Annotated in this window: 13 protein-coding genes; 10 read left to right on the top strand and 3 right to left on the bottom strand. The window is 38.2% G+C overall.

What is annotated here, in order from left to right; genetic code table 11:
- Positions 1 to 100: 100 nt before the first annotated feature.
- Together rnjA and DVJ99_RS06680 are read right to left on the bottom strand one after the other, a co-directional pair.
- Positions 101 to 2017: a ribonuclease J1 gene (gene rnjA, locus DVJ99_RS06685; protein WP_114603641.1), complete on the bottom strand. Its 1917-nt coding sequence runs from the start codon at positions 2015 to 2017 to the stop codon at positions 101 to 103.
- Complete coding sequence (locus tag DVJ99_RS06680; protein ID WP_114603640.1) at positions 2017 to 2232, bottom strand: DNA-dependent RNA polymerase subunit epsilon; 216 nt, start codon at positions 2230 to 2232, stop codon at positions 2017 to 2019. Before DVJ99_RS06680 ends, rnjA begins: the two co-directional genes overlap by 1 nt.
- 376 nt (positions 2233 to 2608) lie before the next feature.
- Here DVJ99_RS06680 and DVJ99_RS06675 point away from each other — a divergent pair, with 376 nt between their 5' ends.
- Positions 2609 to 2881, top strand: a complete 273-nt coding sequence (locus DVJ99_RS06675) for a hypothetical protein (RefSeq protein WP_114603639.1) — start codon at positions 2609 to 2611, stop codon at positions 2879 to 2881.
- A gap of 18 nt (positions 2882 to 2899) precedes the next feature.
- On the top strand, positions 2900 to 3349 hold the full coding sequence (locus tag DVJ99_RS06670; protein ID WP_114603638.1) for an iron chaperone: 450 nt from the start codon (positions 2900 to 2902) through the stop codon (positions 3347 to 3349).
- A 54-nt stretch (positions 3350 to 3403) separates the two neighbouring features.
- Here the strand turns inward: DVJ99_RS06670 and def are convergent, their stop codons facing one another.
- Complete coding sequence (gene def, locus DVJ99_RS06665; RefSeq protein ID WP_105993804.1) at positions 3404 to 3964, bottom strand: peptide deformylase; 561 nt, start codon at positions 3962 to 3964, stop codon at positions 3404 to 3406.
- A 124-nt stretch (positions 3965 to 4088) separates the two neighbouring features.
- Here def and DVJ99_RS06660 point away from each other — a divergent pair, with 124 nt between their 5' ends.
- The 8 genes from DVJ99_RS06660 to DVJ99_RS06625 all read left to right on the top strand — a co-directional run bounded on the left by DVJ99_RS06660 (position 4089) and on the right by DVJ99_RS06625 (position 12233).
- Positions 4089 to 4721 carry a YkyA family protein gene (locus tag DVJ99_RS06660; RefSeq protein ID WP_114603637.1) on the top strand — a complete coding sequence of 211 codons (633 nt, stop codon included), beginning with the start codon at positions 4089 to 4091 and terminating at the stop codon, positions 4719 to 4721.
- A 169-nt stretch (positions 4722 to 4890) separates the two neighbouring features.
- Positions 4891 to 6003 (top strand): pyruvate dehydrogenase (acetyl-transferring) E1 component subunit alpha, encoded by a 1113-nt coding sequence (pdhA, locus tag DVJ99_RS06655; protein WP_114603636.1) that lies wholly within the window; start codon positions 4891 to 4893, stop codon positions 6001 to 6003.
- A 3-nt stretch (positions 6004 to 6006) separates the two neighbouring features.
- Positions 6007 to 6984, top strand: coding sequence for an alpha-ketoacid dehydrogenase subunit beta (locus tag DVJ99_RS06650; RefSeq protein ID WP_114603635.1), 978 nt, complete (start codon positions 6007 to 6009; stop codon positions 6982 to 6984).
- Between the two features lie 351 nt (positions 6985 to 7335).
- Complete coding sequence (locus tag DVJ99_RS06645) at positions 7336 to 8664, top strand: dihydrolipoamide acetyltransferase family protein (RefSeq protein WP_114603634.1); 1329 nt, start codon at positions 7336 to 7338, stop codon at positions 8662 to 8664.
- Positions 8665 to 8667: 3 nt separating this feature from the next.
- Positions 8668 to 10074, top strand: coding sequence for a dihydrolipoyl dehydrogenase (gene lpdA / locus DVJ99_RS06640; protein WP_105993809.1), 1407 nt, complete (start codon positions 8668 to 8670; stop codon positions 10072 to 10074).
- 127 nt (positions 10075 to 10201) lie between these two features.
- Positions 10202 to 10477, top strand: coding sequence for a UPF0223 family protein (locus DVJ99_RS06635; protein ID WP_105993810.1), 276 nt, complete (start codon positions 10202 to 10204; stop codon positions 10475 to 10477).
- Between the two features lie 123 nt (positions 10478 to 10600).
- Positions 10601 to 11140: a helix-turn-helix domain-containing protein gene (locus DVJ99_RS06630; protein ID WP_114603633.1), complete on the top strand. Its 540-nt coding sequence runs from the start codon at positions 10601 to 10603 to the stop codon at positions 11138 to 11140.
- A gap of 13 nt (positions 11141 to 11153) precedes the next feature.
- Positions 11154 to 12233: an ABC transporter ATP-binding protein gene (locus DVJ99_RS06625; protein WP_114603632.1), complete on the top strand. Its 1080-nt coding sequence runs from the start codon at positions 11154 to 11156 to the stop codon at positions 12231 to 12233.
- Positions 12234 to 12236: the final 3 nt, after the last annotated feature.

The following is a 12236-nucleotide window of genomic DNA, read 5'->3' as shown; positions in this document are numbered from 1 at the left end:
CATCGGATGGTTGTCTAAATGATAGAATTCGAAGAATTCCAATCAAAATTAAGTTCTTTAAATTATTCACCCACCACAAATGGTGGAGAACCACACTGTATTAGTCTTGTTTAGCTTGTGATTCTTTTTGGTTTTGTTTTGAAGCCTCTTTTTTGTGATGCGGTTTGCGGCTTCTTGGATTGCGTGATTTATTTGCGTTGTTTGTACGGCGTTTGTTTGTCGCATGTTTATGATTATCTTTGCTGCTGCGGTTGTTTTGTTTGTTGTCGCCGTTTGATTTTTTATTCGAACGTTTAGGTCTAGATGATTTTGGTTTTTTCGTCGGTGTTACTTGTTCGCCGTTTTCATTTACTTTCATGATAACAGGCAGAATCATTGGTTTACGTGCAGTTTTTTCAAATAAGTACGGCTGCAGCGTTTCAATGATAGAAGATTTGATTTGGTGCCATTGAATTTCTTTGTTTTGATTCAATTTCGAAATCACTTCTGTTTTAATCTTGCGCTGTGCATCATAGATTAAATGTCCGGATTCGCGCATGTACACAAAGCCGCGGGAAATGATGTCCGGTCCAGAAAGCAATGTGTTGGTATTGAAGTCAATACTTACCACAACAATGACTAAACCTTCTTCAGATAACAACTTACGGTCTCTGATGACAACGTTGCCGATATCTCCGATACCGCTGCCGTCTACTAAGACATCGCCTGAAGGAATACGTCCTGCTTTACGTGCAGAGTCTCTAGTTAAAGCTAAGACATCACCATTATCAAAGATAAATACGTTATCTTCATCAACACCGCATTCAATACCTGTTTGCGAATGTGCTTTCAACATACGGTATTCACCATGAATCGGCATGAAGTATTTAGGACGGATTAAGCGCAGCATTAGTTGCTGATCGCCTTGCGAACCGTGTCCAGACGTATGAATGTTTGAAATCTTGCTGTGAATAACTTCAGCACCTGCACGATATAAAGCGTTGATAGTACGGTTGATACTCTTAGTATTGCCTGGGATAGGGGATGAACTGAATACCACTGTATCCTCAGGGATAATTTTAATTTGTTTATGTGTACCATTCGCAATACGTGATAAAGCTGCCATCGGTTCACCTTGAGAACCTGTACATAAAATCAAGAGCTCATGTTTAGGGACTGAGTTGATTTTATTAGGTTCGACAAATGTTTCTGGCGGTGCTTTGATATAGCCGAGTTCCATACCGATTTTGATGTTGTTTTCCATAGAACGTCCGAAAACAACAATTTTACGGTTGTATTTAATTGCGGCTTCTACTGCTTGTTGTACACGATAGATGTTCGATGCGAATGTCGCAAAGATAATTCTTCCTGTACATTTGCGGAAGATTTTATCAACGTTTTGACCGACTTCGCGTTCGCTTAATGTAAAGTTAGGTACGAGTGCGTTAGTCGAATCAGATAATAATGCTAATACGCCTTCTTCACCTAATTTAGCCATTTTAGCGATATTTGCCGGTGTACCTACAGGTGTGAAGTCGAATTTGAAATCGCCTGTATGCACAATTTTGCCTTCTGGTGTACTTACAATCACACCGTATGCTTCAGGAATACTGTGTGTTGTTAAATAAAATGATACATTGAAGTGTTTAGAGTTGATCCCGCTGTCTTCAGTAATTTCATGCAATTCTGCTGTTCTTAATAAGTGATGTTCTTCTAATTTATTTCTGATCAGACCAAGTGCTAATGGACCGCCATAAATCGGTACGTTAAGTTCTTTTAATAAGAAGGGCACACCGCCGATATGGTCTTCATGTCCATGTGTAATAAACAGGCCGATGATTTTATCTTTGTTTTGTACAAGATAAGAATAGTCAGGGATAACATAATCGATACCAAGCAGGTTATCATCCGGGAATTTGATTCCGGCATCGATTAAAACGATTTCATCCTTATATTCAACTGCGTACGTATTCTTGCCGACCTCACCGAGACCGCCAAGTGCGTATACACCGACCTCATTGTTTTTGAGTTGTTTCATTATTGAATATGCTCCACTTTATAATCAGGTGATTTTTGTTCATATTCTAAATGTGCGCCCTCTAATTTAGTAATGAACTCAATGTTATAGTTTCTGTTTTTAAGATATTTTCTTACTTCTTCTTCTGAGTTGCCTTCTACGTAAATCGTATGTGTGTTCTCACGTACGATTACTTCTGATTTGTCGTCTTGATAAAATACTTTGTAAATTGCCATAGTTTATAATTTCCTCCTAAGTTTGTTCAGTTAATCATATTTATAGTAAATTCAAGCCTAGTTCATTATTTGAAGTTGGTACATTTTGTTTAATCTGAAAATAAATACAACATACCAGCTTAACTGCCCAGTATGTTTGCTAGGTTTGTTATGAATGACGTTCTTGTTTGCAATGTATGATAGCTTCCTATATACATTTACAGTTATTATTCATTTTACATGATGTAATTCAATAAATAAAGCGGTTTTACTTCTCATTGCACAAACATAATCCCTTGTTCTCTAGAAAGGAACATGAAAAAGGTTGTGGTAAAATAAAACAAAGAGAAAATGTGATGCTGCGCGAATGAATAACGTTGAAAAGCGGGTGAGGACAATGAGTAATACAAAACGTATTCTTGAAGATGTAAAAAGGGAAAAAGAAAGAAAAGACAAGATTTTAAAAGGGATTGTATTTGAAAAACGCGGAAAAGAAATTCTGATGTTTTTCGAATATCGTCAAGTTGTTGATAATGTTTCTGGCAATCAGCACTTTATCAGACATCATCATGGTCCGGAATGGGTAGATGAATCAATGATGCAATCCCTCACAAAAGGATTGGATGAATTAAATGTAAGGTATCAATTGCGAAAAGATGTATTTATTTAATATTTAAGGAGCGATGGGATGACAGAGATAGAAGACTACATTGCACAGATTGATGAAAAGCGGAGACCTGCATTTGTGCAGTTGTTTGAAGTGATACAAAAGCATTTGCCGAAAGGATTCCAACCAGTGATGCAATATGGTATGCCGACTTTTGCAGTACCGTTAGAACGCTATCCTCAAGGTTATTTAGGCAATCCAGATGTACCTTTGCCTTTTGTGAGTATAGCAGCACAGAAAAATTTTATCGGTTTGTATCATATGGGATTATACGGTGATGAAGATTTAAAATCTTGGTTTATCCATAGATATGAACAAGAAGTACCGACTAAGCTGAATATGGGAAAGAGTTGTGTACGGATGACGAACCCGAAAAATATTCCATATGACTTGATTGCGGACTTGTGCGAAAAAATAACAGTTGAAGATTGGATTCGCTATTATGAAGAAAGAAATAACAAAATCTGTTAAACAGCATGCAAAAAGAGGCCGCATATTTTATGGGCCTCTTCATTTTGGTTTTGCTTATTCATCAAAAAGACGGATGGCATCTTCGTGAGGCTGAAGCGGATTTTCTTTATCAATATGATCATAAAACATGATACCGTCTAAATGATCGATTTCATGTTGTACGATAATCGCGATATAGCCTTTAAGACGTAAATTAATATCATTGCCGTCGATATCTTTGGCTTTAACAGTAATTCGGTTATGGCGATGCACTAAACCTGGAATATCTTCATCTACGCTTAAGCAGCCTTCGCCAGTAGGAAGGTAAGCTTCTTGAACGCTGTAGCTGACAATTTTAGGGTTAATCAGCATTAATTCGTAAGATTTGCCGTTGCCGTCATCCGGCAAGTGTACAGCAAGCATACGTTTTGAAATATTCAATTGCGGTGCAGCAATACCTACACCTGAACGTAATTTGTATTTGCGTGCAATTTCGTCATCTTGACTGTTGATTAAGAATTCATGCATTTCTAATAGTTTATTGCGATCTTCTTCTGATAAAGGAAATTTCACTTCTTCTGCTTTAGCACGAAGTGTTGGATGTCCGTCTCGGATTATATCTTTCATTGTAATCATGTCATACACCGTCCTTATTTTAAAATATAACAAAAAATATCGAGATAGAACAGAAAAGTATTTGCGAAATAGCTTAAAATTAATTAACATCATTATTGAAATCCCCAAGGAGGTATATTGAAGCATGAAAGTTAATAAAACATTAGGTTTAGTGATTGCATCCTCTCTATTATTAGGCGCTTGTACAACAGACAGCCATGACATTAAAGAGTACAACAAGACACTTAAACAAGCAGTTGAAAAAGAAAATACAGCCGTAAAAGTCGGCGAAAAATTGAATAAACTTACTAATGAAAAAAATGATTTAGCTAAGAAGATTAATGGTAAAGATACAAGTAAGGTAGTAGATACATCTAAGAAAATTGTTAACAATATCGATCAGCGCAAAGATGAGTTCAAAAAAGAAGAACAAGCATTTGATGCATCTGAGAAAAAATTCGAGGAGGCTAAAAAGAAAACAAAAGATCTTCGAAACAAAAAACGTAAAGAAGCAATTGAAAAAACAAATGAAGCCGTTGAGAAAAACTATAAAGCACATGATGATTATGCAAAAGCATATAAAAACAGCTTAGATAAAGAAAAAGATTTATTTGAATACATCGTAAAATCAAACGGACAAGCAAATCAATCACAAATTGATGAGAAAACAAAAGCAATTGACGACTCATACAAAGACGTAAACAAAAAAATCAAAGCCTACAGCAAGACACGCGATGAACGCGGAAAACAAATGGAAGCAGCACAACAGATTAAGTAAACAACAATGGTACAGTTATAGATATTTGACTGGTACAGGTTCTATAACTGTACTTAACACAAGTGATACAGAACTTTTATAATTCATTTAACAGTTTTAATAATGTATGATATACTAATTTATGGATGAAATGAATTTTCTATTATACGGGAAAGGTATGGTGAATTGAATGGCTCCGAAGTTACAAGCCCAATTCGACGCTGAGCAAGTATTGAAAGATACTGAAGCACAATTTAAGATGGTCCAAGTATTGGACGAAAAAGGTAATGTAGTGAACGAAGACTTAGTACCAGATTTAACTGATGAACAATTAGTTGAGTTGATGGAAAGAATGGTTTGGACACGTGTTCTAGACCAACGTTCAGTTTCTTTAAACAGACAAGGACGTTTAGGTTTCTACGCTCCAACTGCTGGTCAAGAAGCATCACAACTTGCATCTCAATATGCACTTGAAAAAGAAGACTGGATTTTACCAGGATATCGTGATGTTCCTCAAATTATTTGGCATGGTTTACCATTAACAGAAGCTTTCTTATTCTCAAGAGGGCACTATAAAGGTAACCAATTCCCTGAAGGCGTTAACGCATTCAGTCCACAAATCATCATCGGTGCACAATACATTCAAACTGCTGGTGTTGCATTAGGATTGAAAAAACGCGGTAAAAAAGCAGTAGCAATCACTTACACTGGTGACGGCGGTTCATCACAAGGTGACTTCTACGAAGGTATCAACTTCGCTTCTGCATATAAAGTGCCAGCGATCTTTGTAATTCAAAACAACAACTACGCAATCTCTACACCACGAAGCAAACAAACTGCAGCTTTAACATTAGCTCAAAAAGCAATTGCAGTAGGTATCCCTGGAATTCAAGTAGACGGTATGGACCCATTAGCTGTATATCAAGCTACTAAAGAAGCACGCGACCGTGCTGTTAATGGTGAAGGCCCTACATTAATCGAGACAATGACTTACCGTTATGGTCCGCATACAATGGCTGGGGACGACCCGACACGTTACAGAACTTCAGATGAAGATTCTGATTGGGAGAAAAAAGACCCATTAGTTCGTTTCAGAGCATTCTTAGAAGCTAAAGGCTTATGGAATGAAGAAAAAGAAAACGAAGTAATCGAACGTGCGAAAGACGAAATCAAAACTGCAATTAAAGCAGCTGATAAAGTTGAAAAACAAACTGTTACTGATTTGATGGAAATCATGTACGATGAAATGCCTCAAAACTTAAAAGAACAGTATGAAATTTACAAAGAGAAGGAGTCGAAGTAAGCCATGGCACAAATGACAATGGTACAAGCGATTAACAACGCACTTAAAACTGAACTTCAAAACGACGAAAATGTTTTGCTTTTTGGTGAAGATGTTGGTGTTAACGGTGGCGTATTCCGTGTAACGGAAGGTTTACAAAAAGAATTCGGTGAAGATCGAGTATTCGATACTCCGCTTGCTGAATCAGGAATCGGCGGTTTAGCACTTGGATTAACTGTTGAAGGTTACCGTCCAGTAATGGAAATCCAATTCTTAGGATTCGTATTCGAAGTATTTGACTCTGTTGCAGGTCAAATCGCTCGTACAAGATTCCGTTCAGGTAACACAAAAGAAGCACCAGTTACAATCCGTGCACCATTCGGCGGCGGTGTGCATACACCTGAATTACACGCAGATAACTTAGAAGGTATCTTGGCACAATCTCCAGGATTAACTGTAGTTATCCCATCAAACCCATATGATGCAAAAGGATTATTAATTTCTGCGATCAGAAGCAACGACCCTGTTGTTTATTTAGAACACATGAAATTATACCGTTCATTCCGTGAAGAAGTTCCTGAAGAGGAATATGAAATTGAACTTGGCAAAGCAAAAGTTAAACGCGAAGGTAACGACATTACATTAATCGCGTACGGCGCTATGGTTCAAGAAGCATTAAAAGCAGCGGACGACCTTGAAAAAGACGGTGTATCTGCAGAAGTTATCGACTTACGTACAGTACAACCGATCGACTTTGACACTTTAGTAGCTTCAGTTGAAAAAACAGGCCGTGCAGTGATGGTTCAAGAAGCACAACGCCAAGCTGGTGTAGGTGCGCAAGTAGTTGCTGAACTTTCAGAACGCACAATCCTTTCATTAGAAGCTCCGATTGCTCGTGTAGCAGCAGCTGACACTGTTTATCCGTTCACTGAAGCGGAAAACGTTTGGTTGCCGAACAAAAACGATATCGTTGAAAAAGCTAAAGCGACTTTAAACTTCTAATTGTTTAAAATTGCGCGAACAAGTCGGCATATTCAGACGGGCTTTTGGGTAGATATGAAGTAAGCGTTTTACTACCTAGTAAGCCAGACAGTATTATTTGCTCTTGCTTGGTCATTGAAATAGGCAGGGGCAAATGATTTGTCTACAAGTTAGTATAAATTTTTGAAGATATTATTTCGTTGAAACGAAATCAACTTTTATGTCAAAATATAAACTAGAACAATATATTGATTAGATTTCAGCAAACCTGTCGTCTCTAGGGTTTTAACTCGAATGTAGACATTTTTGTTTCAATCTAGCAGTTTTGTCTTGGTTTATGTGACTTAAAATGACTTTTAGGAGGACAAGAACGTGGCATTTGAATTTAAATTACCCGATATTGGTGAAGGTATCCACGAAGGTGAAATTGTAAAGTGGTTTGTTAAAGCTGGAGACAAAATTGAAGAAGACGATATTCTATGTGAGGTTCAAAACGACAAATCTGTAGTAGAAATCCCTTCTCCAGTTTCAGGAACAATTGAAGAAGTTGTTGTAGACGAAGGTACTGTAGCAGTAGTCGGCGATACAATTATCAAAATCGATTCACCAGATGCAGAAGAAATGTCATTCAAAGGCGGACACAGCCATGAAGGCGATGCTGAAGAAGACAAAGCCGGCGATGCTGGTCAAGAAGAAACTAAAGAACAAGCAGCTTCTGTTTCAGAAGAAGGAACTGACCATGTTGCAGGTTCAGCTTCAACTGAAGAAGTAGATGAAGACAGAAGAGTTAAAGCTATGCCTTCTGTACGTAAATTTGCTCGTGAAAACGATGTAAACATCAAAGCTGTTCAAGGTACTGGCAAAAACGGCCGTATCACTAAAGCTGACGTTGAAGCTTACTTAAGCGGAGATGCTCCAAGTGCTGAATCAACTGAAGCAGCATCTGAAGCAGCACCAGCACAAGAAGCTGCATCAGCACCTGTATCAGCTGAAGGCGAATATCCAGAAACACGCGAAAAAATCCCTGCAATGCGTAAAGCAATTGCGAAAGCAATGGTTAACTCTAAACATACTGCGCCTCACGTAACATTGATGGACGAAGTAGAAGTTCAAGCATTATGGGATCACCGTAAGAAATTCAAAGAGATTGCTGCGGAACAAGGTACTAAATTAACATTCTTACCTTACGTTGTTAAAGCATTAGTTTCAGCACTTAAGAAATACCCAGCATTAAACACTGAATTTGATGATGCAAACGGTGAAGTAGTTCATAAACATTACTGGAACATCGGTATTGCTGCTGATACAGACCGCGGTCTATTAGTTCCTGTTGTTAAACATGCTGATCGCAAATCAATGTTCGAAATTTCAGATGAAATTAATGAGCTTGCTGTTAAAGCACGCGACGGTAAATTAACTTCTGACGAAATGAAAGGTGCTTCATGCACAATCAGTAACATCGGTTCTGCAGGCGGTCAATGGTTCACACCTGTAATTAACCACCCTGAAGTGGCTATCTTAGGTATCGGCCGTATCGCTCAAAAACCAATTGTTAAGGATGGAGAAATTGTAGCAGCGCCTGTATTAGCATTATCATTAAGCTTTGACCATAGACAAATTGACGGTGCTACTGGTCAAAACGCAATGAACCACATCAAACGTTTATTAAATAATCCAGAATTATTATTAATGGAGGGGTAAAACATGGTAGTTGGTGATTTTCCAATTGAAACAGATACTATTGTAATCGGAGCAGGTCCTGGGGGTTATGTTGCAGCAATTCGTGCAGCACAAATGGGACAAAAAGTTACAATCGTTGAGAAAGGCGAATTAGGCGGTGTATGTCTGAACGTAGGATGTATCCCATCTAAAGCATTATTACACGTATCACACGTATTCCAAGAATCTAAAAACTCTGAGAATCTTGGTATCATCGCTAAAGATGTTGAACTTAAATATGAAAAAGTTCAAGAATTCAAAAAGTCTGTTGTTAACAAATTAACAGGCGGCGTTGAAGGCTTATTAAAAGGCCACAAAGTTGAAATTGTTAAAGGTGAAGCTTACTTCCACGACAAAAACAGCTTACGTGTAATGGACGAAAAAAGTGCTCAAACTTACAACTTCAAAAACGCAATCATCGCAACTGGTTCTAGACCGATCGAAATTCCTAATTTCAAATTCGGTGAGCGCGTAATCGACTCAACTGGTGCTTTAAACTTACAAGAAGCGCCTGAGAAATTAGTAGTTGTAGGCGGCGGTTACATTGGTTCTGAATTAGGTACAGCATTTGCGAACTTCGGTACAGAAGTTACAATTCTAGAAGGTGCTAAAGATATCTTAGGCGGCTTCGAAAAACAAATGACGCAACCTGTTAAGAAAAAAATGAAAGAAAAAGGCATGGAAATCGTTACTCAAGCGATGGCTAAATCTGCTGAAGAAACTGAAAACGGCGTTAAAGTTACTTACGAAGCAAAAGGCGAAGAAAAAACAATCGAAGCTGACTACGTATTAGTAACAGTAGGTCGTCGTCCAAACACTGATGAAATGGGTCTTGAAGAACTTGGCCTTAAATTCGGCGAACGCGGCTTATTAGAAGTTGACGAACAAAGCCGTACATCAGCTGACAATATCTACGCTATCGGCGACATCGTTCCTGGTTTACCACTTGCACACAAAGCAAGCTATGAAGGTAAAATTGCTGCTGAAGCAATCTCAGGCGAAAAATCTGCAGTAGACTACATCGGTATGCCTGCAGTATGCTTCACTGAACCAGAATTAGCACAAGTAGGTTACACTGAAGCGCAAGCGAAAGAAGAAGGTTTAGAATACAAAGCTTCTAAATTCCCTTACGCAGCAAACGGCCGTGCTTTATCATTAAACGATACAACTGGATTCGTTAAATTGATTACTCTTAAAGAAGATGACACATTAGTAGGTGCACAAGTTGTAGGTGCAGGTGCTTCTGACATCATCTCTGAATTAGGTTTAGCAATTGAATCTGGTATGAATGCTGAAGATATCGCATTAACAGTTCATGCTCACCCAACTTTAGGTGAAATGACTATGGAAGCTGCTGAAAAAGCAATCGGATTACCAATCCACACTATGTAATACAACCCAACATTAGATTAAGCATATAACAGACCGTCGGGCTCAAAGCCCGGCGGTTTTTTTACGTTTCAGGATTTCTTGCATGTTATAATATTTGTGAATTCAATTAGATAGGAGGAACACAGAAATGGAATATCAATACCCTATTGATGTGGATTGGTCTCAAGATGAGATGGTCGATGTCATTCACTTTTTCAATCGTGTTGAAGACTATTACGAAAGAGAAGTTGATCGCGATGACTTTATGAATGCCTATCGCAACTTTAAAAAAGTGATTCCCGGCAAAGCAGATGAAAAGAATATTTTAGATGATTTTGAACAACGCAGTGGTTATAACAGCTATCAAGCAGTCAAAAGAATCAAGAATGACGAGACACGAAAAAAATTTAGTGCCGACGCTTAAATTTATATTGTAAATCACGCGCAGTTCTGTTATTTTTAGTAAGCATTAAACAAAATGTTTACTAATACTAAACAGGACTGTGCTTTTTTTATGCACAAATGAAGACGATTGAGAGGAAGCAGTATGGATATTGGATTGAATTTGCGCAATCTGCGAAAGATAAAACGATTGACGCAAGAAGAATTAGCAGAACGTACGGATTTGTCAAAAGGCTATATTTCGCAAATTGAAAGCGGACAGTCATCTCCCAGCATGGAAACCTTTCTGCAGCTGCTGGAAGTGTTAGGTACGACACCAGAACGTTTCTTTAAAGGAGAAGAACAAGAAAAAGTACTGTACCCTAAAGCGGAACAAGCAGTCTATGATGAATATGATGACGGTTATATTTTAAATTGGCCGGTCGCAAGATCGAATGACTTTGAAATGGAACCTTTGATTTTGACTTTGCGTCCGCAAACAGCCTATAAGGCATTCAAGCCATCTGACTCTGATACTTTTGTATACTGTTTAAAAGGTGAACTTACATTAACGTTAGGCGAAACAGTGTATCATGCCAAAAAAGGAGATGCACTCTACTTTAAAGCACATGAAAAACACCAGCTGTCTAACACAACCCAATCTGAAGTGAAAGCCATGATAGTGGCGACCGCATCGTATTTATAGGAGGAAAAAACGAATGCCGATATTATCTTTATCAGGAGTGAATAAACAATATGATGGACAACCTATATTAAAAAATATTTCGATTGAATTCGAACAAGGAAAATTCTATACATTGCTAGGGCCTTCCGGCTGCGGCAAAACAACGATTTTAAAAATCATCGGCGGTTTTGAACGAGCAGATTTCGGTGAAATCGCATATGGAGACAAAGTATTAAATAAAATCCCAGCCAATCAGCGTCAAGTCAATACTGTCTTTCAAGACTATGCCTTATTTCCGCATTTAAATGTCTTTGAAAATGTGGCGTTCGGATTAAAAATCAAGAAAGTCAAACCAGCTCAAATTAAAGAAAAAGTAACTGAAGCATTAAAACTGGTTAAATTAGAAGGTTATGAGCAGCGTACGATAGATGAAATGAGCGGCGGACAGAAACAACGTGTAGCCATTGCCCGTGCATTGGTCAATGAACCAAAAATATTATTGTTGGATGAATCACTATCAGCATTAGATTTAAAGCTGCGTACAGAGATGCAGTATGAATTGCGTGCCTTGCAGAAGCGCTTGGGGATTACATTTATATTTGTGACTCATGATCAAGAAGAAGCACTGGCTTTAAGCGACTATATTGCGGTGATTAAAGACGGCAAAATTCAACAGCTGGATACACCGTTAAATATCTATGATGAACCTGTAAATCGTTTTGTGGCTGATTTTATAGGCGAATCAAATATTATTGAAGGTACAATGGTGAAGGATCGTGTGGTTAATATCTATGATAAAGAGATAGAGTGTGTGGATATGGGTATTCCTAAAGGACAAAAGATAGAAGTTGTGATTCGTCCGGAAGATATTGCGATTACAGCGCCAAGCGAAGGGCTGTTTGAAGCGGTCGTCGAATCAATGCTCTTTAGAGGTGTGTATTATGAAATCAATTGCCGAGATAAAGAAGGCTATGCATGGATGATTCAATCGACAAAGAAAGCACAAACAGGTGCGACTGTCGGCTTATACTTTGAACCTGATGCGATTCATATTATGGTGCCGGGTGAAACGGAAGCAGAATTCGACAAACGTATTGAAAGCTATGAGGGCTAGCTG

The organism is Staphylococcus sp. EZ-P03 (genome assembly GCF_003344575.1).
In the GTDB taxonomy this organism is placed as follows: Bacteria; Bacillota; Bacilli; order Staphylococcales; family Staphylococcaceae; genus Staphylococcus; species Staphylococcus simulans_B.
The sequence above is the reverse complement of the archived record's forward strand: the minus strand, read 5'-3'. Positions and strand labels throughout refer to the sequence as shown.